This is a genomic window from Paralcaligenes ginsengisoli (assembly GCF_054781135.1).
Genome location: NZ_BAAGUZ010000002.1, coordinates 283721 through 303639, shown reverse-complemented (window position 1 = coordinate 303639; position 19919 = coordinate 283721). Strand labels below are relative to the sequence as shown.

The following is a 19919-nucleotide window of genomic DNA, read 5'->3' as shown; positions in this document are numbered from 1 at the left end:
GGCAGCACAAAGGCAGATTCAAAGCCATACTGTGTTGCGGTGCGAGAGGCTTTCTTTGTATGGTCACCCACTGATCTACTATTATCAATCATTTACGGAGCTTACATGACAATACCGACCAATTTCGGCAAGCGCCCGCAATGGCTGACATTCGATTGTTACGGCACACTGATTCAGTGGGACGAGGGTTTGTTAGCCGCCGTGCAGGCCATTCTTGCCAAAAAAGGTGCCCAGGAAGTATCGGCACGTGAGTTTCTGTGTGTCTTCGATCGTCATGAACATGCCTTGGAGGTCGAACGGCCGCACCGCAGCTTCCGGGACGTGGCTGGCGTGTCGCTGATGCGGGCGCTCGAAGAACTGGGCTTGCCTCCGGGAAAAGAAGACATCGAACTGCTGACCCGCCGCATCTCCGCCATGCCGCCTTTTCCCGAAGTCGTACCGGCCTTGTCGCAACTGAAAAAGATGGGGTTCCGCCTATGCATCATCTCCAACACCGACGACGACATCATCGCGGGCAATGTGGCACAGCTTGGCAACACCATCGATCAGGTCATTACCGCCCAGCAGGCGCAGGTATATAAACCCAGTGTGCAGATATTCAGCCATGCGCACCGCACACTGGGTGTCGGTATGGAGGATGTCATGCATATCTGCGCGAGCCCTCATTTGGATCTGCAAGCGGCACGGGATATCGGTTTTCGCTGCATATGGATAGATCGCGACACCGGTCGCCAGCCTTTGTCCGATTACACGCCCGATGCCATTTTGCCCAAGCTGGACCGGGTGCCTGTTTTATTCAAGCAATTGGGCTGGGCGGCCGTGTAGACGTCGCATAATTCGGTGCGCATGGCGCTGAAAGATCCGAAGGTATTGAAAAGCCTGCATTTCCAGGGCGCCGAAGTCATGGAGAAAACGCCGGGACAATGCCAGGACTACATCAATAGCGAATATGACCGTTGGTCGAAGACCATTAAAAGAATCGGCCTGAAGATGAACTGATCATTCCGCCAGGTCGATTCACGGTGCCCGGATCAGGGGCGCTTGAGCGCGGCATGGTAACGGGCCACGTAGGCATCGAAGCTTTCGGTGTCGCTTTGTTCCAGCCTGACCTGTTCCTGCAGGGATTGCCCCGCCAAATCGGCAAGCGCTTGCTGCTTGGACTGGCTGAGCGCAACGGCCCGCAGCGCGTCGCGGTGCCGCTGGCTCTGCCGCAGGGTGTAGTCGTGCAGGCTGATCCGCTCGTCACGCAGCGCGCGCAGCAATCGGGTCGAAGGGGTCTGCTCGCTGTCTTGAAGCTTGGGTGCCTGTGCCTGCACGGCCTGGGCATAGTGCTGGCCGCCGCCATGGGCGGCATCCAGCATCTGGGCGTAGGGCAAAATACGCTCGAGCAGCTCATTGCCCCACTGGACCAGGCCGATGGCTTGATCTGACTCGGTTGCGTCTGCCTTGACGAGTTGCAGGCCGGGCTTGCGGCCTTCTTTCACTACCGTGCTGAAATTATTGCGGCTATTGCGGCACATTCCCGTTTCGGGGAAGAAAGGGCTGTCTTCGGACGCGCAAAACAGCAGGAACGCATCCATGAAATGGCTGGTCTGCGCTGAAATGCCGATTGGCGACTCCGGGTCGATATCCAGGCAGCGCACTTCAATGTATTGCACGCCGCGTGCGGCCAGCGCGGTGGCGGGACGTTCGCAGCGTCCGGTGGTGCGCTTGGGACGGATGGTCGAATAATACTCGTTCTCGATCTGCAGGATATGAGTATTGAGCTGGATCCATTCGCCGTTGCGGTGCGTGCCTATTGCTTCATAAGCGGGCCACGGCTTGGTTACCGCGTTATACATGCGGTTCAGGAAGGTTTCGATATCGTTGTAACAGAGCTGCAATTCCGATTGGGCCTTGTTCTGATAGCCGAAATCGCTCATGCGCAGGCTCGTTGCGTAGGGCAGATACAGGGTGTCGTCGTCCAGGCTGAGCAGCGAGTGCTTCGTGTCGCGCAAGAATTTGCGGGATACCGCCGGCGAGGCCCCGAACAAGTACATCAGCAGCCAGGAATAGCGCGTAAAGTTGCGGATCAGGGCCAGATAGCCTTTGGAACGCCGGTCTTCGATCGAAGACCCGTCGACGCCGAAGTGCTCCCAGATTTCGTCGGGCAGGGAAAAATTGTAGTGCACGCCCGCAATGCATTGCATGGTTTTGCCATAGCGTTCGGCCAGACCGCGTCGATACACATGTTTGAGCATGCCGGTGTTTGAACTGCCATACCAGGCGATTGGAATGTCGGCTTCCTCGGGCAGGTGCGCCGGCATGGATTGATTCCAGATCAGCTCGTCGCGCAACTGTTGTGCAACAAAGCGGTGGGTGTCTTCCAGCTCTTGCAGCAGGCCGGCGACGGAGTCGTGAGTGCCGGTAATCAATTCGAGCAGGGACTCGGAATAGTCGGTCGTGATCCGGGGGTTGGTCAGCGCAGATCCCAGTGCAACAGGATGAGGCGTCGTGGCCAGCACCCCTTGATTGTCGACGCGCAAGCCCTCTTTTTCGATACCGCGCAAGATACCTTTGAGCAGCCTGGGGTTCTGGCGCAGTGCGGCGTGGCGTTCGGAGCTAAGAGTCATCACAGGAGTATTTTTATGAATTCAGCCTGCGATTTTACGGGTGTTTCGGAATTTGTGGTGAAGAGGGGCCACGGCCCGAGGGGTCAAGCGCAGGCCTTTCGATGACAGGCCAGGGAACGGTAAACTGATTCTTCCATCAATTAAACAGCAGAGGGAGGTTCCGTGTTCAGGTATGCCGGAATCGTTGTCATTTTTCTTGCCTTGCTGGCAGGGTGTTCGCCGCAGTACAACTGGCGGGAAGCCCGGGTGGCCGGCGGAGCGGCCAAGGCGATCTTCCCCGACAGGCCTGTTACCCAGCAGCGGAAACTCGAGTTCTCCGGCCATCAGGTCGAGTTTTTCCTGACGACGGCCAAGGTCAACGATGTGGTGTTTGCGGTGGGCTATGCGTCTTTGCCTGCGGGATTGCCCGATAACGATCAACTGCGGCGGGATTTCGGCCAAGGGGTGATCCGCTCGCTGTACCAGGGCCTGGGTGTGGCGGTACCCGAGGTTCTTCCAGACTTCGGCAGCCGTTTTGCCATCGACGGCACAACGCCTCAAGGGCCTGCCAGGCTCGAAGCTAAGGCTTGGTTGCTGCCGCAGGGCCTGGTCGAGGGTATGGTGACAGCGGCTGCCGGATCTTACCCGCAGCCGGAAGCGGATGAATTTTTTCGCTCGCTGGTGCTGACTCGGTAAGTACGTTTAGCCAGCCGGCCTGGAGCGCTGCCGTAATAGCCGCCTGCCGGCTGTGTACCTGGAGTTTCTTGCAGGCATTGTGAATATGAAAATTGACAGTGCGTTCGGCGATGCCCAGAATCACTCCCATTTCCCAACTGGTCTTGCCGATTGCAGCCCAGCGCAAGCAGGTGAGTTCTTTGGTGGTAAGAGGATTCATGCGTCCGTTCTCCGTACATCGATGCCAAGTTTGATTACATTTATTTAACTAATGTATCAATTTTATTCATATCGGTAAAACGCAGAAGGACAAAACAATGCCCGGGCGGCCGGATAGTGATAAAATCCTACTTCGATTCAGCGCCGATTTGCTTGATCTGCTTGCGGGCGCCTCATAAATCCAGCTAAAGAGGTCCATATGGCCCATATTCCCGTTTCCGCGTCTGCCGTACAGCCCATACTTCCCCCTTCCACCCCCGACGTCCCCATTCCCAGCGGCTCAGTCGGATTTGTATCTCCCCGGTTTTTTACATTCAGCGATCCATTGCCGCTTGCCAGCGGCCAGGTTTTGCCGTCTTACGAACTGGCAGTTGAAACTTACGGAGTGCTTAACGAAGCCCGTAGCAACGCCGTGCTGGTTTGCCATGCGCTGAATGCCTCGCACCATGTGGCCGGGATGGCGGCCAACGACGCCAAGGATCTGGGGTGGTGGGACAATATGGTCGGCCCCGGCAAGGCTGTCGATACCAATCGTTTCTTTGTGATCGGGGTCAATAACATTGGCTCCTGTTTTGGCTCGACCGGCCCTGTCAGCCTTCACCCCGATACTGGCAAGCCCTGGGGGGCGGCTTTTCCCGTTCTGACCGTCGAAGATTGGGTGCGCGCCCAGGTTCGGCTGGCCGACTCATTGGGAATAGAAAAATTCGCCGCGGTCATGGGGGGATCGCTGGGGGGGATGCAGGCATTGAGCTGGGCGGTTACCTGCCCCGATCGGGTTGGGCACTGCATTGTCATTGCCAGTACACCGCGCCTGTCGGCCCAGAATATCGGCTTTAACGAAGTGGCGCGCCGCTCGATCATTTCCGACCCCGATTTCCACGGCGGCGATTACCTGGCGCACAACACCGTGCCCAAGCGCGGCCTGTCGGTCGCCCGCATGCTGGGCCACATCACCTACCTGTCCGACGACGATATGGCCGAAAAATTCGGCCGTACCCAGCGCGCGCCGGCCGCTGGAGGCGAATTCCATTATGGCTACGACGTCGAATTCGAAGTGGAATCCTATCTGCGCTACCAGGGCGAAAAGTTTTCCGGCTATTTCGATGCCAATACATATTTGCTGATTACCCGGGCACTCGATTATTTCGATCCGGCGCGCAATTATGGCGGCGATCTGGCCCAGGCCCTCGACAAGGTCAGCGCCGACTTCCTGCTGGTGTCGTTTACCACCGATTGGCGCTTTCCGCCCGCCCGTTCGCGCGAGATTGTCCGTGCCTTGCTTAAAAACAAGCGGCCGGTCACGTATGCCGAGATCGATGCGCCGCACGGCCACGACGCGTTTCTGCTTGAAGACCCCCGTTATCATGCCGTGGTGCAGGGTTATTACGATCGGATTGCGTATAAACTGGGCCTGCCCGAGCGCACCTCGACCACCGGAGTCTTAGCGTGACCACGATTCAATCTGCCGCGGACCAGAGCCCCTTGCGGCCCGACCTGGCGCGTATTGCCAGCTGGATCATGCCGCAAAGCCGCGTGCTCGACCTGGGTTGCGGCGACGGCGACCTGCTGGCCTATTTGCGCGACAAAAAAGAAGTCGAAGGGGCTGGGGTCGAGCTGAATAGTGCGCATTTCATCGCCTCGGTACAGCGTGGCGTATCGGTGGTTCAGCAAAATCTCGAAGAAGGCCTGGCGCTGTTCGACGACCAGCAGTTCGATACGGTGGTGCTGTCCCAGACGCTGCAATCCATGCACCATACCGAGCATATCCTGCGTGAGATGGCCCGGGTGGCGCGCTTCGGGATCGTGTCGTTTCCCAATTTCGGGTACTGGCCGCATGGCTGGTCGATTTTGCGCGGGCGCATGCCGGTTACCGGCGAAATGCCTTACCAGTGGTACGACACGCCCAATATTCATTTGTGCACGCTCAAAGATTTCCAGGATCTCGCGGCTTCGCTTGATTTGCGCATTACGCATCTGGCAACCTTCAATTTCAACAAAGAAGTTCGTTTGCTGCCGAGCTGGCGCAGTACGCTGGCCCTGTACCGGTTTGAATCGCCCAAACGGGCCGCTTGAAAAAAACAGGGGGAATCATCGTTTCTTCGTCCAATGTATATGCCAGTCCGCGCGTCATTCCCCTGCTGGTTCTGGGGTTTGCCAGCGGTTTGCCGCTGGCCCTGACGAGCGGCACCTTGCAGGCCTGGGCCACCGTGTCCAATGTGTCCCTTCAGGATATCGGCTTCCTGACCTTGATCGGCTCGGCCTATACGCTCAAGTTTTTGTGGGCGCCGTTTGTCGATCGTTATGCGCCGCCCATGCTGGGCCGGCGTCGCAGCTGGATTTTCTTCACTCAACTCCTTTTGGCGCTGGCCATTGCGGGCATGGGCCTGCTTTCGCCGTCGAACAATCTGGGCGCGCTGGCGGCGCTGGCGCTGGTAGTGGCGTTTTTATCGGCCACCCAGGACATTGCCTTCGATGCCTATAGCACCGACGTACTGCGCAAACACGAGCGGGCTGCCGGCGCGGCCGTCAAGGTACTGGGCTATCGGCTGGCCATGATCGTGTCTGGCGGCCTGGCCCTGGTTCTTGCCGATCAGTGGCTTGGTTGGGGCAATACCTATTTCCTGATGGGCCTGTTCATGGTTGTGTGCGCGTGTGCGACCCTCATGGCGCCCGAGCCCGAAGAGGTAGCGCGGGCGCCCAGAACGTTGGCGCTGGCGGTGGTGGAACCGCTGGCCGAATTCTTCCGGCGGCGCGGCGCCATCACAATCTTGCTGCTGATTGTTCTGTACAAGCTGGGCGATGCCTTTGCGGGTGCGCTGTCAACCACCTTTTTATTGCGCGGCGCCGGGTTCAGCGTTTCCGAAGTCGGCACTGTCAACAAGGTGTTCGGCCTGATCGCCACGATTGTCGGCGCCCTGATGGGTGGTTCATTGATGGCGCGCCTGGGCCTGTACCGATCCCTGATGCTGTTCGGGATTCTCCAGGCCGTGTCGAATTTCGGTTATTGGCTGCTCGCGGTGACACCGCCCCATCTTTATTCCATGGCGGCCGTGGTTGCCTTCGAAAATCTATGCGGCGGCCTGGGTACGGCGGCGTTTGTGGCCTTGCTCATGGCGCTTTGCAAGCATGAGTTTTCCGCCACGCAGTTTGCCTTGCTGTCGGCCCTGTCGGCGGTGGGCCGCACTTACCTGGCCGGGCCGTTGACTCCGCCGCTGGTGGAGCATCTTGGGTGGCCGGTGTTCTTCACCACAACGGTATTCATTGCCATGCCAGGCCTGATACTGTTGTGGTGGCGGCGCGCCGAAATCGAAGGCCTTGAAACCCTGCACTCCTGATTCCGCCCTCCTGGCGGCCGCCTGCCAGCCGTTCGCGCTCATTTGCCGCTTCCCCCACCGAGATATCCGTATGAAAACCGAAAGTTTTATTCCTGGCAAAGACGCCTCCCTCGAGTCGACCATCGAAACCATGAGGGGAAAGCTGGCCGCGCGCGGGTTTCGCCTCAACGAGTCGTCCTTGTTGCATGAAGTCGATGGCATCTGGTCGACACACATGAAAGACGATGAGTGCCCAATGCTGTTTTCCAACGGCAAGGGGGCAACGGAACTGGCCGCGCGCGCCAGCGCCTACGGCGAGTTTTTCGAGCGTCTTGGCACTCATTATTTCTGGACCCATTTTTATCTGGGCGAAACCCGTGCCAACAGCCCTTTTACGCATTATCCGCAAGAGCGCTGGTTCGCTCCAACGGCCGACGGCAAGTGGCCGGCTGAATTGCTCAACCCGGAGTTGCACGCTTTCTACAACCCGGACGGCAGCATCGATGGCGAAGTGCTGGTCGACCTGAACTCCGGCAATGTGGCGCGCGGCATCTGCGCCTTGCCCTACACCCGCCTGCGCGACGGTGCGCAGACTTATATTCCGGTCAATATTATTGGCAATCTGTATGTCAGCAACGGCATGGCGGCAGGCAACACCATGATGGAGGCGCGCACCCAGGCCATGTCCGAGATCTTCGAGCGGCACATCAAGTATCGCATCATCAGCGAAGGGCTGTGCTTGCCGGAAGTCCCGGATGATGTGCTTGCGCGGTTCCCGAACATCCAGGCCGGCATCGCCGGTTTGCGCCGCGCCGGCTTCGGTATTCTGGTGAAGGACGCATCGCTTGGCGGCCGCTATCCTGTCATGAACGTGACACTGGTACACCCCAAGGATCAGGGCGTATTTTCCAGCTACGGCGCGCACCCTCGCCTTGAGATCGCGCTTGAAAGAGCCATGACCGAATTGTTGCAGGGGCGTGCGCTCGATTCCCTGGAGGGCTTCCCCGAGCCTGGCTTCGACATGAGCGAAATCAATGCTGTCGCCAACCTGGAAATCCACTTTGTCGATTCAAGTGGCGTAATCAGCTGGAATTTCATGGGCGATGCGCCGGATTTCCCCTTTGCGGACTGGAACTTCAGCACGACCACCGAAGAAGACTATCACTGGCTGGTCAATTGCATTCATGGTGAAGGCAAAGACATTTATGTGTCCGATTTCAGCGAGCAGGGCGCATACAGTTGCCGCATTCTGGTGCCCGGCATGTCCGAGATTTACCCGGTGGAAGACCTGGAATGGGAAAACAACAGCATCGGCAATGCGATTCGTCCTGCGCTGGTGCGCCTGTCCGAGCTGAGCGACGGCGAGGCCGCCGAGCTGCTATCCGATCTGCAAACCATGAATCTGAACGACGAACGCCCGTTATGGGAAATCCTCGGCCTGGCGATCCCGCTTGGCACGCCATGGAAGCAACTGCGTATAGGTGAGCTGAAAACGCTGTTGGGGCTGGCCGTTGGCGACGAAGAGGCGATTCGTGAAGGCTGCGACTGGATCCATCACTTCAACGATCTGGATCCGGCACGCCGGCTGGTGTATCGCTGCATTGAAAGCATGCTGAATGTCGAGGATATCGAAAACTATCGCCGTTCCTTGATATTGCTGTATGGCGCCGAAACAGTCAGGCAAGCCGAGGCCTTGCTCGATCGCAGCGAGCGGTTTTTCGGGCTGCAGACCCTGGGCGCCGATATGCAAGGCAGCGCAATGCACCAGACCCTGCTGGCGGCATACGATAAATTGTTTGCCGCAGAACAGGGATAGCCGGCTTCATGAAAGAAGCGGGTCAGAAGCTGCCGATGCCGCGCGCCATAAGCGCGGCACAAAGAATCAGGAAAACGGCGGCAGTCATTTCCAGGTAAATGGTTGTCCGCAATTTTCGCAGAGTGCCGTTGCCGATGGCGGGTGCTTGCCCGGTTTTGGTCGCGGGGCGCCATGACAGGAACTGTTTTGTTGGGTAAATCGACAGACAGCCGATAAGAGCAAAGAGCGTCAGTTTGACCAGGAACGGACCGTTGCTGAAATAGTAGCCTGCGCCTTTCTCGAAATAGAAAACCCGAATCAGCCCGATAACGAGAATGATGCCTGCGGATACGCCGAAAATGGTGTCGGTAGTCAATATTTTGCGTGCTGTTGAAACCGTGACGGCCTCTCGTAACAGCACGCATTCGACGACCAGTGCAGATATCAGGGTAAACGCGGCAATATGGTGCAGGAATGCGAATAATGAGCTCATGAATGTTTTCCGTTGGCCGAGGGTTTGCCCGCACCTACTGTAATTGTGTACGGTGTACACAAAAATGTAGCATATATAATGGACAGTGTACACATGGAGAAACGATGCCAGTTGCAATAAAAAAACCGCAGCGGCGCACAAGCTATCGCCACGGAGATCTGCGGCGCGCGCTGCTGGACGCCGGTGTCGCGCTTGCACGCAGGGGAGGCCCCGATGCTGTCGTTTTGCGAGAAGTGACCCGGCAGGCGGGCGTGGTTCCCAATGCGGCCTACAGGCACTTTGCGAGCAGGCAGGACCTCTTCGAAGCAGTGCGTGCCGCGGCCTTGTCGGAACTGGCTGTTGCCATGGAAGCCGAATTGGCCCAGATTGACAATAGCCTGCCCGCGGTCGAATCCGCGCGCGCCAAACTACGGGCGGTGGGTGTTGGCTATTTGCGATTCGCCGATGCCGAACGGGGTTTGTTTCACACGGCGTTCTCGGTTGTGGAAGAAGTCGAAGGCGATACCGATCCCGCCAAAACCGGGCGCAGCGGCCTGAATCCTTTTCAATTGCTGAGCACCGCGCTGGACGCGCTTGTGGATGCCGGCGCATTGCCACCCGAACGCCGTCCTGGCGCGGAATATCTGGCGTGGTCCGCGGTGCACGGCCTGGCCTTGCTTGCCGCCGACGGGCCTTTGCATGGCGCATCCCCGGGACAAAGGAATGCCATCGGGCAGAGGCTGCTGGATATGGTCGAAAAGGGGCTGTAAAGCGGCCCCGTGTACGCTACCATCCATTGATTTCCAGGGCGGTCTTTACATGCGGAACTTATTGCTCCCTGGTCCGTCTTAGTTTAAGATGCTATTCAGGTTTTAGTAAGTTTCTTGCTTTGCCTGCCCTATGATGGTTTTAAATTAATGGATCGGCCGGGTATATTGCCCGGCCCCTACAGGAGCACAGTTAATGTCTCAACGGTTTTCACGGCTTTTGGCCATTGCCATGCTGGTGGTATCGGCGGGCGCAATGCTTTCGACGTCCTTCGACGCCGAGGCCCGGCGCATGGGCGGTGGCGGCAGTTTCGGCCGGCAATCGTCCAATGTTACGCAGCAGCGCCAGGCTGTTACGCCGCCTGCGGCAACGGCCATGCCGCGTACGGCTGCTCCGGCAGCGGCCGCGGGCACGGCGGGTGCCGCAGCAGCCGGCACAGCGGCCAAAAGCGGCATGTCGCGCTGGCTGGGCCCCATCGCGGGTATTGCCGCCGGCCTGGGCATTGCGTCCCTGTTGTCGCATCTTGGCCTGTCGGGCGCTTTTCTAGAGATGCTCTCCAGCCTTGCCCTGATCGCCATCCTGGTGTTTGGCGTCCTGTACATTGTGCGCCGCGTGCGTGCGGCGTCGGGTAATTCCCTTATGCAAAGGGCGGCGGCCGGCGCTGCCGCGCCTCCCGATCGCAGCTACGCAAATCAGCAAGATTCGCACCGTCAGGCAGACATACCCGCGGCTGCGGCGCCGTCTGCGGCCGCTTTTGCGCCGGCACCGGCCGCGCCCGTCGATGAAAAATGGTTCATCCCGGGCGACTTCAACACGCCCGAGTTTCTTGCCCAGGCCAAGGCGCAGTTCGTGGCGATCCAAGCCGTATGGGATAGCGGCGACGTCAAAAAGCTCACCGACTACCTGACCGACGACCTGATTGCCGAGCTTAAGCCGCAGGTGCTGGCCCGCGACGGCACCACGCAAACCGAGGTGGTGCTGCTCAACGCCGAACTGCTTGGCATCGAATCGGTATCGGGCGGGTATCTGGCAAGCGTCCGGTATTCGGGCATGTTGCGCGAATCCAAAGAGGCCGAGGCATTCCGCTTCGAAGAGGTCTGGAATCTGTACAAAGCCGAAAACGCCGGCTGGTTGTTGGCCGGCATACAGCAGATTCCGCTGGAGTTTGCCAGCTAAATAAGGGCCTTTGGCCAACACTGCGCGCTTGGCTCGCAAGCGCGTTTTGCTTTCCTTCCAGTGCCTGAGCTGCGTGCTCAGGCATTTTTCATGGCAAAACCGTTAAACTTGAGCTTTCGCCAGCCAAAAATAGCTTCGCGCATGTCGCGAATGTTCCCGAGCATGCTTCCAATTCCGTCTTTCCTGACCCCGGCCGCCGTTTTCGCGCGTACGCTCAACAAGTTGTTGCAGCGCGAAGAATGGGCGCGGGAGCGTTTAAGTCGCCATGCCGGTAAAACCCTGCGGTTTGTACTGGGGCGAATCAGCCTGAGCCTGACTCTGCGGGCTGACGGCTATGTCGAGGCATCCGATCCTGCCATTGTGCCGGATGTAACGCTGACGATCCCGGCAGACAAGCTCAGCCATCTTCCGGCCGTATTGCGCGCCGGCGATCCAACCGAAATAGCGGCCCTCATGCACGTAGAGGGCGACGCCGGACTGGCGCACGTGGTTTCCGACCTGGCGCGCGACCTGCGCTGGGATGTGGAGTCCGACCTGGCTCGCTTGTTCGGCGATGTGGCGGCCTTGCGCATGGTGAGCGGTTTCAAGTCGGTTTCCGCGAGCTTGCAAAGAGCCGGCGAGCGGCTGGCGGGCAACGTGGGCGAATATTTGTCTGAAGAGGGCGAGCTGCTGGTGGGGCGCCCCTCTTTTGAAGAGCGGCTCGCGCGGCTGCGGGCGTCGCAGGCTAGGCTTGACGTGCTCGAACACCGTGTCTCCAGGCTAGAGTCCGGGATGTCCGGCACGGTGCGCAGGGCCTGACGATGCTGACTTTTCTACGTTTGGTTCGCATTATTTTTGTGGCGCTGCGCTATCGTCTCGACGAGCTGGTACTGTCGGGGATCAAGCATCCGATCGCCAACGGTTTGTTGCGTGTCGTGCGTTTTGGGCGCCCGCCTAAAATGCCGCGTGGGGTACGCCTGCGCTTGGCTCTGGAGTCTTTGGGGCCTATTTTTGTGAAGTTCGGCCAGGTTCTTTCCACGCGTCGCGACTTGATCCCGCTGGATATCGCCACCGAGCTGGCGAGCTTGCAGGACCGGGTGCCGCCATTTCCTTCCGATCAGGCCGCGGCTTGCGTCGAGGCGGCGCTGGGTGCCTCTCCGCATGAATTGTTCAAGCAGTTCGATACCGATCCGGTGGCATCCGCATCCATAGCGCAAGTGCATCTGGCTGTGCTGCACGATGGCCGTGAAGTCGCTGTGAAAGTCTTGCGGCCGGGCATGCTGGATATCATAGAAAAAGACCTGACCCTGCTGAAAGCCATTGCCGGCCTGGTCGAACGCCTGGCTCCGGATGGCCGGCGCTTGAAGCCGCGCGAAGTGGTGGCCGAATTCGACAAGTACCTGCACGATGAACTCGATCTGATTCGCGAGGCGTCCAATTGCAGCCAACTGCGGCGCAATTTCGCTCCGGGCACCGGACGTGAAAATTTGCTCATGGTCCCCGAGGTTGTTTGGGAATACAGCGCGACCACCGTGTTCACCATGGAACGCATGCATGGCATACCGGTGAGCCAGATGGACAGGCTCAAAGAGGCGGGCATCGATATCAAGCAGTTGGCGCGCGTCGGGGTCGAGATCTTCTTCATGCAGGTCTTCACAGACGGTTTTTTCCACGCCGACATGCATCCCGGCAACATCTATGTGTCGGACGCTCCGGCGACATTGGGGCGCTACATCGCGCTCGATTTCGGCATAGTCGGCTCTTTGTCGGAGTTCGATAAAAACTACCTGGCCCAGAATTTCCTGGCTTTCTTTCAACGCGATTATCGACGTGTGGCCCAATTGCACATCGAGTCGGGGTGGGTCCCGCCGCAGACGCGCGAAGAAGAGCTCGAAGGCGCTGTGCGGGCAGTCTGCGAACCCTATTTCGATCGGCCGCTGGCCGAAATCTCGCTTGGGCAGGTATTATTACGTTTGTTTCAGACTTCGCGCCGCTTTAATGTTGAAATTCAGCCGCAATTGGTATTGTTACAAAAAACCCTGCTGAATGTCGAAGGCATGGGGCGGGATCTCGATCCCAACCTTGATTTATGGAAAACGGCCAAGCCGTACCTCGAAAAATGGATGCATGAACGTGTCGGCCTGACCGGCCTGCGCAAGCGTCTGGACAAAGAGGCTGGCCAATGGGCTCAAATGCTGCCTCAATTGCCGCGTCTGATCCATGCGAACCTTATGCGTCCCCATATGGCGCCGCAGTTGCACAGCGAGGTCGAACGCCTGCGCCGCGCCCAGGAACAAACCAATCGTTTGCTGGCGGCGGTGGCGGGTGTGTTGGCACTTGCGCTGGGCGTGGCCATCTGGGCGCTGACACGCCATTGAACGGGATATGCAGGCTTCGATTTTTATAGCCAGATAATGCAAGCGCTGACATATCTTTGATAAATAGTAGTTTTAATATAGATGTTCTGGCGGCAATCGCCAGAAACGACAAAAGCGGGTAGCGTTTGGCGGGCCTCGGGGAATTGATAGTCGCCAGATTGTCTCGATAAAATTTAAGAGAGATTTTTATGCTTTATCCAGAATTGTTCAAATCCATGGAAGCGGTGCGCTGGAATATGGCTACCGATATCCCCTGGGACGATTTCGACGGAAGCAAACTGTCTGACGAACAGGCTTATACCATCAAGATGAATGCCATCACGGAATGGGCGGCCTTGCCGGCTACCGAAATGTTTTTGCGCGATAACCGCAATGACAGCGATTTCTGCGCATTCATGTCGATCTGGTTTTTCGAAGAGCAAAAGCATTCTTTGGCCATGATCGAATATCTGCGCCGATTCCGCCCCGAGCTCGTTCCCACCGAAGAAGAATTGCATAACGTCCGCTTCGAGTTCGACCCCGCTCCCGCGCTTGAAACCCTGATGCTGCATTTTTGCGGCGAGGTTCGCTTGAATCACTGGTATCGCCGTGCCTCCGACTGGCATTCCGAGCCGGTCATCAAGGCCATTTACCGCATTATTTCCCAGGACGAAGCGCGTCATGCGGGGGCCTATTTGCGCTATATGAAGCGAGCCCTGATCAACCAGGGCAAAGAGCTTGGGCATCAGGCACGCATCGCATTTTCCAAGATCGGCGTCCTGATGGCATCGGCGCACCGTACACCCCAGGCTTTGCACCCCACCAACCTGCATGTCAACAAAGACATGTTCCCCGCCGACACGGTTCAGTCCAAGCTGCCCACGCCAGGCTGGCTGGAGAATTGGCTCGATAACCAGATCTGCTTCGATAACGACTGGGAAAACAAGGTCAGCTCGCGCATTCTGCACAATATGTCCTTGTTGATGGACAGTACCTTCAACACGGTGCAGGACCTCAACCGTTACCGCAAGGGGCTGTTGCGCGAACAGCCGGCAGGCGCCTGATTCGCGTTCGCGCGACAGTTCATCCAATAGAGTTGCAGAGCATGCCGGCACGTTTCGATTCAAAAGTTCTGGGGCGCGCAGCATGCGTGGCCGCTGTCGGGGCCGGGAAACTGCCGCGGCCGCTCGTTTTCACCAACGGCGTATTCGATATTCTGCATCGAGGCCATGCGGCGTATCTGGACGCGGCCGCCCAATTGGGCGCCACCCTGATCGTGGCTGTGAATACCGACGCTTCGGTCAAGCGCCTGGGCAAGGGTTCAGAGCGGCCGCTCAACCGCATGGAAGACCGGGCGGCCCTGCTGGCGGCCCTGGCTTGCGTAACGGTCGTTACCGATTTCGACGAGGATACGCCGCAGGCCCTGATCGAGCAGTTGCGGCCCGACATTATCGTGAAGGGCGGCGATTACGATATGGAAACCCTGCCTGAAACCGCCAGTGTCAAAAGCTGGGGCGGCAAAGCGGTGGCCATTCCTTTCGAGTTCGAACGGTCTACCACAGCACTGGTGGATCGAATTCGAAAGTAGTGCCTGGTTTGGCTAGAACTTGAACTGAGATACCGATACACCGCGCAGAGGCTTGATGACGGTATCGAAAATGCCCACGGTATCGAAGCTGGCGGCGCTGGTGCGCGTGATGCGGCAGGCTGTCATGATGGGCGACTGGCCAACCACAACCACCATGCGTCCGCCGATGCACAATTGGTACTTGAGCGCGTCGGGCACGGTGGGAACCGAACCGGTGACCAGGATCGCGTCGTATTCGGTAGTGCCCCATCCGGCATGCCCGTCGCCCGTTTCGACCTTGACATTGGTAACGTGGTTACGCTGCAGGTTTTGCTGCGCGAAAGCGGCCAGGCGGCTATTGATTTCGATACTGGTTACCTGTTGGGCGAGATATCCCAGCAGGGCTGCCTGATAGCCCGAGCCGGTGCCGATTTCGAGCACGCAATCGCTGGGCTTGAGCTGCAGTTCCTGGGCCAGGCGTGCTTCGACCTTGGGGCAGAGCATAGTTTCCCGGGTGTTGACCGAATTGATTTCCAGCGGCAGTTCGACGTCTGAAAAAGCCAGGCCCTGCATGGCCGGAGGAACGAAGCGTTCGCGCCGGATTGCAAACAACCCTTCCAGGACGCGGGAATCCAATACCTCCCATGGCCGGATTTGTTGCTCGATCATATTGAAGCGAGCGAGTTCAATTTCGGAGGGGGCTGTAACGTTCATAGGCTAGGCATGCAAGGCTGATCAAAGGTACGGTATTGTACTAATTCGCTGCCGTCATTGCCCGATGCCGGGAAAATTGAATAAAGCGCGGGGCATTGGGGCGAATCGACGGGCGGCGGGCCCGGCCCCCGGCGTCTGGGACGAGGGCTGTGCTGCGCATTATAGGGCTACCACCATTCATGGAAGTGATGAACGGGTCCGTGCCCCTTGCCGACGGCCAGGGCCGAGGACTTGGCGATGGCCGCGACGAGATACGCTTTGGCGCGCCGCGCCGCCTCGGGCACATCGTTTGCCTGGGGCAGGAGCGCGGCAAGAGCGGCCGACAGGGTGCAGCCGGTTCCATGGGTATTGGGTGTGTCGATGCGCTGTCCCGGCAATTCGATCAGGCGATCGCCATCGTACAGGATATCGATGGTGTCATCGCCCGGCAAATGGCCGCCTTTCAGGAATACCCAGCGCTCGCCGCGGTCGTTGAGCAGCCGCCGCAGCTTTTCCGCGACCCTGCGCATTTCCTTCAGGCTTTCCACCGCACTGGAGCCAAGCAATACCCCCGCTTCCGGGAGATTGGGTGTGAGTATCGTGGCCAGCGGCAGCAGATTGTCGCGCAGTTCGTGGATCGCTTGGCGCTCCAGCAGGTGATCGCCGCTTTTGGCTACCATGACAGGGTCGATGACCAGATGTCCCGGCTGCCAATGGGCAAGCCGTTCGGCGACGGCCCGTATCACGGCTTGTTGGCCCAGCATGCCGATTTTCACGGCATCCACGCGTACATCGGCGAATAGCGTGTCGATTTGCTCGGCGACGAAAGCGGGCGGGATCGGCAAAATGCCGGCAACCGTCCGGGTATTTTGTGCGGTCAGCGCGGCCACGACCGCCATGCCATAGGCCCCCAGGGCACTCATGGTTTTGATGTCGGCCAGTATGCCGGCGCCTCCGGAGGGGTCTACGCCGGCGATGGTGAGCGTATTGGGGATCATGTGGTTTGCTTATCTGGATTAGGAATCGGGCATTCCGTGGCCGGGCGAGCCGCGCTGCCGCGTCAAGGCTGAGAGAATAAACGATTTACCGCCGTGGCGTACGGCTTGGAACCATGGCTTTGAATCGGGGAGGCGCGGGACAGGGGGGCTCAGCGAGCCCAATCCAGCTCCCGGCACAGCTTTTCGCCGGCGGCGATAAGGCGTGGCCCGGGCCTGAACAGTTCATCGGGGTCGATCGCGTAAACATGATGCTTGAGTGCGGCCGGCAATCGCAAGCGCGACCAATACGCAAGCCGCTGTGCCTGGCTTGTGGGCTGGGACGCCGCGGTGATGATGACATCCGGCTGCTTGACCAGCACATTTTCGACGCTGATCTGGGGTGCTGCCAGCGCGGTATGCGCATAGACATTCACCCCGCCGCACAGCCGCAGGGTGTCGTTGATCAGGGGATCGTGCCCTATCGTGTAGAGCGGTGCCGTTCCAACCTCGATGAATGCCGAAACGACGCGGCGCCCCGAATACTTTGCCGCCAGCGCGGCAAGCCGCCGGCTCAATGCGGCCGCCTGAGGCCTGGCACTGGCCTGGGTGCCGAACAGTTCACCGAGCTTCACGATGTCCGCGGGAATATCCTGCAATTGCCGGGGAGCCATGTAAATCAGCGGGATATGCAGCGCCGCGAGCGTAGGGGCGAGAGTCTGGGCCGCTCCCGATGGCTGCCACGCCAATACGATATCGGGCTTGAGGGCCAGGACCTGTTCGATGTTGACGCTCAAACCGTTGCCTATCCTTGGTATGAGTTTGGCGCTGGCGGGGTAATCGCTGCTGGTCACGGTGGCGACGATTCTGTTGCCGGCGCCCGCCGCGTACATCAGCTCAGTCAGGTGCGGCGCAAGCGTAATGGCCCGCATCGCCGGTCGGGGGGATATTGCGCCGATGCTCTGCGGTGCTTGCGGGGTGCCGGTCGCAGCCCGGGCTGCGAACGCCATGCTGCAAAGCGCCAGCACGCAAGGCCGCAGCCAGCTACATGCGCCAGGCAAGATTGACGAACACATTGGAGCCCGGCGTGTTGTAAGCATAGGCATTGGCGTAGTCTTTGTTCAGCACATTGTTCCAGCGGAGCTGCACGGTGAAGTGTCGATTGAATTCATAGTTCGCCGTCAGGTTCCAAAGGCTGTAGCCGCCCAGAGGGGTGGTGTTGGCCGCGTTATCGTAGCGTTTTCCGACAAACATGTATTCGGTGCCGAGCGTCCACTGCCCGATGCGCTGATCGGCGCTGGCCCGGTAGATCTGCCGCGCACGCCAGGGCAACTGATTGCTGTCGGCGTCGTTTTTCGGGTTCTGGAAGTCGGCGCTGGCCCGGACCGTGGTATTGCCAAAGCGCCGCTGGCCCGAGAGCGTTACGCCGCGGATGGTGGCCGAATCAATATTTTCAGCGGTGCAGAATGCCGAGTCGGCCGGGCATACATAACCGTTGATCAGGTCGCGGACCTTGTTTTGATAGGCCACCACGCTTAGGCGAGTGGTGTCGGTTTCATAGCGAAGGCTCGCTTCGATATTCCTGGACTTCTCGGGTTTGAGGTTCGGGTTGCCCTGATAGCCGAAGGCCATGGGGGTATACAGGTCGGCAAAGGTGGGCGCCTTGAAGCCCGTGTTGCCCGCCACACCCACTCGCCACTGGTCGCTGAGGTCAAAATCGTATGCCAGTCCGCCGGTGGTTTCGTTGCCGTAGCCCGATATATTGTCGTTGCGGACGCTGGCCTGAACATGGTTGCGTCCAAAATCGCCGCGATAAACCAGCCCGGCGGCGTTGGTATTGCGTGCATCGGCCGAATAGGCGGTAGAGGCTATGGCTCTTTCTTCGAGGCGTTCGAGTATGAGCGACAGGCGCTGGTTTTTGCTTAGTTGAAAGTTGTTTTGCCACGAATACGAGCGCTGCAGGCTGCCATAGATAGACTGATAGGCCCGGTCGTCTCCTTGATCCCGGCTGAAGCCGAAACGCAAGACGCTTTGCCAGTAATCGGTGACGTCATCGGTGCTGGTCAGGGAGTAGATTTGCTGGCGGGTAATGGCATAGGCGGGACTGATGCCGCCCGCATCGTAATCGCCGCGGATATAGCCGTTATAGGCGGTAATGCCGATATGATGTCCTGGCCGCCAGCGATATCCCAGCGATCCCGCCAGGGTGTGCTGCGAATAGCCGTCCGCATCTTTGTTGTACGAGAAATTCGAGGCAGTGGTTGCATTGAAGCCGCTGCTTTCCGCCATGCTCGATGACAGGCTGTAGTCCCAGCCATCGCTGGCCCCGGAAAAGCCCAGGCTGGATTTGAACGTATCGTAGGTGCCGTAGCCGATATTGCCGTATACGCTGAGCGGGCGGTCTTCGCCCGATTTTTTCGTGATGATGTTGATTACGCCGCCAATGGCGTCCGATCCGTAGAGGCTGCTTGCGGCGCCCCGGACGATCTCGATGTGATCTATCGTCGCGGGATCGATGGTGTTCCAGTTGACGCTACCCGTCGTCGAGCCGTTGATGCGCAGGCCGTCGACCAAGACCAGGGTCTGATTGCTGTTGGTCCCGCGTAAAAATACTCCGGTATTGGTTTGCGGGCCGCCGTTATTGTAGAACTCGATACCAGGCTGTCGCGCCAGGACTTCAGCCACACTGCTCTGGCCGGCTTGTTGCAGTTCATTGTGATCGATCACTGTGACGTCGCCCAGTACGTTTCTTTCCAGCTGCGCAGAGCGGCTGGCCGTTACGACGATATTGCCGAGCTGGGGTACTGGGGGAGTGGACTGAGCCGAGGCGGCAAAGGGCGAAAAGCAGGAAAGAATGGCGAGTGTCCGCCGGGAGAGTTTGAGTTCCATTATGTGGCCTGAACATAACGCGCGTCCCCGCACGTTATTGATGGGTGAACAAATCATTCCACTTGCCGCGTTTTTGCGCAGCGGGCGAATGAGCTAAATGCCGTGATCGGGGCCGGTGTCGGGCTGGCATGCCTGGGCATGTTTACCGTTGCGGGGGCAGCACAGTTTGTGCGCGCGCCGCCCTGTGGGGGCGGAGCATGCAGTCTGTTTCCCGTTTAACTTTCGCAGGGCAGCTCTTGTACTGGCTTCGTCAAGATGTTGTGTTGCTGCTCCGAAAGCACCTCTTTCAGGGTGAAAATGTAGCACAAGACTACAACGTGCTTGTTGGCGCTCCTTATATGGGAAAAATAGTAGGCTTTAAGTGGCTAAATATATTCTAATTCTTTATTTGGAATATTAATAGATATTAATTCATTATTGTGAAATTACCGTATCGGATGTAATCTAGAG

At 58.6% G+C, this 19919-nt stretch carries 20 protein-coding genes and 1 riboswitch; of the genes, 13 read left to right on the top strand and 7 right to left on the bottom strand.

The window, feature by feature from the left end; genetic code table 11:
• Positions 1–105: 105 nt before the first annotated feature.
• Together ACYVIS_RS01580 and ACYVIS_RS01575 are read left to right on the top strand one after the other, a co-directional pair.
• Positions 106–825, top strand: a complete 720-nt coding sequence (locus tag ACYVIS_RS01580) for a haloacid dehalogenase type II (protein WP_460873081.1) — start codon at positions 106–108, stop codon at positions 823–825.
• A 21-nt stretch (positions 826–846) separates the two neighbouring features.
• The gene (locus tag ACYVIS_RS01575; RefSeq protein WP_460873080.1) at positions 847–999 is read left to right on the top strand and encodes a hypothetical protein; all 153 of its coding nucleotides are present in this window, start codon (positions 847–849) and stop codon (positions 997–999) included.
• 32 nt (positions 1000–1031) lie between these two features.
• Here ACYVIS_RS01575 and gshA read toward each other — a convergent pair whose 3' ends face one another.
• Positions 1032–2615: a glutamate--cysteine ligase gene (gene gshA / locus ACYVIS_RS01570; protein WP_460873079.1), complete on the bottom strand. Its 1584-nt coding sequence runs from the start codon at positions 2613–2615 to the stop codon at positions 1032–1034.
• Between the two features lie 159 nt (positions 2616–2774).
• Here gshA and ACYVIS_RS01565 point away from each other — a divergent pair, with 159 nt between their 5' ends.
• Complete coding sequence (locus ACYVIS_RS01565; RefSeq protein ID WP_232742295.1) at positions 2775–3287, top strand: hypothetical protein; 513 nt, start codon at positions 2775–2777, stop codon at positions 3285–3287.
• On the opposite strand, the gene ACYVIS_RS01560 is transcribed toward ACYVIS_RS01565, so the two are convergent.
• Positions 3172–3486 carry a helix-turn-helix domain-containing protein gene (locus ACYVIS_RS01560; protein ID WP_232742296.1) on the bottom strand — a complete coding sequence of 105 codons (315 nt, stop codon included), beginning with the start codon at positions 3484–3486 and terminating at the stop codon, positions 3172–3174. The two genes, ACYVIS_RS01565 and ACYVIS_RS01560, sit on opposite strands and share 116 nt — an antisense overlap.
• Positions 3487–3616: 130 nt before the next feature.
• Positions 3617–3695: riboswitch (SAM riboswitch) on the top strand.
• Here ACYVIS_RS01560 and metX point away from each other — a divergent pair.
• The 4 genes from metX to ycaO all read left to right on the top strand — a co-directional run bounded on the left by metX (position 3685) and on the right by ycaO (position 8615).
• Complete coding sequence (metX, locus tag ACYVIS_RS01555) at positions 3685–4935, top strand: homoserine O-succinyltransferase MetX (RefSeq protein WP_370635914.1); 1251 nt, start codon at positions 3685–3687, stop codon at positions 4933–4935. (Overlaps the previous riboswitch by 11 nt.)
• Entirely contained in the window at positions 4932–5558 is a 627-nt protein-coding gene (metW, locus tag ACYVIS_RS01550) for a methionine biosynthesis protein MetW (RefSeq protein WP_232742297.1), read from the top strand. The genes metX and metW overlap by 4 nt, the downstream gene beginning before the upstream one ends.
• The gene (locus ACYVIS_RS01545) at positions 5555–6820 is read left to right on the top strand and encodes a muropeptide transporter (RefSeq protein WP_232742298.1); all 1266 of its coding nucleotides are present in this window, start codon (positions 5555–5557) and stop codon (positions 6818–6820) included. The genes metW and ACYVIS_RS01545 overlap by 4 nt, the downstream gene beginning before the upstream one ends.
• 70 nt (positions 6821–6890) lie before the next feature.
• Positions 6891–8615, top strand: coding sequence for a 30S ribosomal protein S12 methylthiotransferase accessory factor YcaO (gene ycaO, locus ACYVIS_RS01540; RefSeq protein ID WP_232742299.1), 1725 nt, complete (start codon positions 6891–6893; stop codon positions 8613–8615).
• Positions 8616–8637: 22 nt separating this feature from the next.
• Here ycaO and ACYVIS_RS01535 read toward each other — a convergent pair whose 3' ends face one another.
• Positions 8638–9087, bottom strand: a complete 450-nt coding sequence (locus ACYVIS_RS01535; RefSeq protein ID WP_460873077.1) for a DUF2214 family protein — start codon at positions 9085–9087, stop codon at positions 8638–8640.
• A gap of 104 nt (positions 9088–9191) precedes the next feature.
• On the opposite strand from ACYVIS_RS01535, the gene ACYVIS_RS01530 reads away from it, so the two are divergent.
• From ACYVIS_RS01530 to rfaE2, 6 genes are all read left to right on the top strand, one after another.
• Positions 9192–9836 (top strand): TetR/AcrR family transcriptional regulator, encoded by a 645-nt coding sequence (locus tag ACYVIS_RS01530; RefSeq protein WP_460873076.1) that lies wholly within the window; start codon positions 9192–9194, stop codon positions 9834–9836.
• A gap of 193 nt (positions 9837–10029) precedes the next feature.
• Complete coding sequence (locus ACYVIS_RS01525) at positions 10030–11010, top strand: Tim44 domain-containing protein (RefSeq protein WP_232742302.1); 981 nt, start codon at positions 10030–10032, stop codon at positions 11008–11010.
• A gap of 90 nt (positions 11011–11100) precedes the next feature.
• Complete coding sequence (locus ACYVIS_RS01520) at positions 11101–11808, top strand: ubiquinone biosynthesis accessory factor UbiJ (RefSeq protein WP_460873074.1); 708 nt, start codon at positions 11101–11103, stop codon at positions 11806–11808.
• Between the two features lie 2 nt (positions 11809–11810).
• Complete coding sequence (gene ubiB, locus ACYVIS_RS01515; RefSeq protein WP_232742304.1) at positions 11811–13367, top strand: ubiquinone biosynthesis regulatory protein kinase UbiB; 1557 nt, start codon at positions 11811–11813, stop codon at positions 13365–13367.
• A 188-nt stretch (positions 13368–13555) separates the two neighbouring features.
• A complete protein-coding gene (locus tag ACYVIS_RS01510; protein WP_232742305.1) occupies positions 13556–14410 on the top strand; it encodes a ferritin family protein in 855 nt (284 codons plus the stop codon).
• A gap of 41 nt (positions 14411–14451) precedes the next feature.
• The gene (rfaE2, locus tag ACYVIS_RS01505) at positions 14452–14934 is read left to right on the top strand and encodes a D-glycero-beta-D-manno-heptose 1-phosphate adenylyltransferase (protein WP_460873073.1); all 483 of its coding nucleotides are present in this window, start codon (positions 14452–14454) and stop codon (positions 14932–14934) included.
• A 12-nt stretch (positions 14935–14946) separates the two neighbouring features.
• On the opposite strand, the gene ACYVIS_RS01500 is transcribed toward rfaE2, so the two are convergent.
• The 4 genes from ACYVIS_RS01500 to ACYVIS_RS01485 all read right to left on the bottom strand — a co-directional run bounded on the left by ACYVIS_RS01500 (position 14947) and on the right by ACYVIS_RS01485 (position 19469).
• On the bottom strand, positions 14947–15627 hold the full coding sequence (locus ACYVIS_RS01500) for a protein-L-isoaspartate O-methyltransferase family protein (protein ID WP_232742307.1): 681 nt from the start codon (positions 15625–15627) through the stop codon (positions 14947–14949).
• A 167-nt stretch (positions 15628–15794) separates the two neighbouring features.
• The gene (gene thiD / locus ACYVIS_RS01495) at positions 15795–16604 is read right to left on the bottom strand and encodes a bifunctional hydroxymethylpyrimidine kinase/phosphomethylpyrimidine kinase (RefSeq protein WP_232742308.1); all 810 of its coding nucleotides are present in this window, start codon (positions 16602–16604) and stop codon (positions 15795–15797) included.
• 149 nt (positions 16605–16753) lie between these two features.
• Positions 16754–17590: a cobalamin-binding protein gene (locus ACYVIS_RS01490; RefSeq protein ID WP_232742309.1), complete on the bottom strand. Its 837-nt coding sequence runs from the start codon at positions 17588–17590 to the stop codon at positions 16754–16756.
• 34 nt (positions 17591–17624) lie between these two features.
• Positions 17625–19469: a TonB-dependent receptor domain-containing protein gene (locus ACYVIS_RS01485; RefSeq protein WP_232742310.1), complete on the bottom strand. Its 1845-nt coding sequence runs from the start codon at positions 19467–19469 to the stop codon at positions 17625–17627.
• Positions 19470–19919 lie beyond the last annotated feature (450 nt).

Bases quoted from the DNA above. Each gene is read 5' to 3' on its own strand.
- ACYVIS_RS01525 (WP_232742302.1), top strand. From the start codon at position 10,030: ATGTCTCAACGGTTTTCACGGCTTTTGGCCATTGCCATGCTGGTGGTA.
- ACYVIS_RS01575 (WP_460873080.1), top strand. From the start codon at position 847: ATGGCGCTGAAAGATCCGAAGGTATTGAAAAGCCTGCATTTCCAGGGC.
- ubiB (WP_232742304.1), top strand. From the start codon at position 11,811: ATGCTGACTTTTCTACGTTTGGTTCGCATTATTTTTGTGGCGCTGCGC.
- ACYVIS_RS01490 (WP_232742309.1), bottom strand. From the start codon at position 17,590: ATGGCGTTCGCAGCCCGGGCTGCGACCGGCACCCCGCAAGCACCGCAG.
- ACYVIS_RS01535 (WP_460873077.1), bottom strand. From the start codon at position 9,087: ATGAGCTCATTATTCGCATTCCTGCACCATATTGCCGCGTTTACCCTG.
- ACYVIS_RS01580 (WP_460873081.1), top strand. From the start codon at position 106: ATGACAATACCGACCAATTTCGGCAAGCGCCCGCAATGGCTGACATTC.
- ACYVIS_RS01530 (WP_460873076.1), top strand. From the start codon at position 9,192: ATGCCAGTTGCAATAAAAAAACCGCAGCGGCGCACAAGCTATCGCCAC.
- ACYVIS_RS01485 (WP_232742310.1), bottom strand. From the start codon at position 19,469: ATGGAACTCAAACTCTCCCGGCGGACACTCGCCATTCTTTCCTGCTTT.
- ACYVIS_RS01520 (WP_460873074.1), top strand. From the start codon at position 11,101: ATGGCAAAACCGTTAAACTTGAGCTTTCGCCAGCCAAAAATAGCTTCG.
- metX (WP_370635914.1), top strand. From the start codon at position 3,685: ATGGCCCATATTCCCGTTTCCGCGTCTGCCGTACAGCCCATACTTCCC.
- ACYVIS_RS01560 (WP_232742296.1), bottom strand. From the start codon at position 3,486: ATGAATCCTCTTACCACCAAAGAACTCACCTGCTTGCGCTGGGCTGCA.
- rfaE2 (WP_460873073.1), top strand. From the start codon at position 14,452: ATGCCGGCACGTTTCGATTCAAAAGTTCTGGGGCGCGCAGCATGCGTG.
- ycaO (WP_232742299.1), top strand. From the start codon at position 6,891: ATGAAAACCGAAAGTTTTATTCCTGGCAAAGACGCCTCCCTCGAGTCG.
- thiD (WP_232742308.1), bottom strand. From the start codon at position 16,604: ATGATCCCCAATACGCTCACCATCGCCGGCGTAGACCCCTCCGGAGGC.
- ACYVIS_RS01500 (WP_232742307.1), bottom strand. From the start codon at position 15,627: ATGAACGTTACAGCCCCCTCCGAAATTGAACTCGCTCGCTTCAATATG.
- ACYVIS_RS01510 (WP_232742305.1), top strand. From the start codon at position 13,556: ATGCTTTATCCAGAATTGTTCAAATCCATGGAAGCGGTGCGCTGGAAT.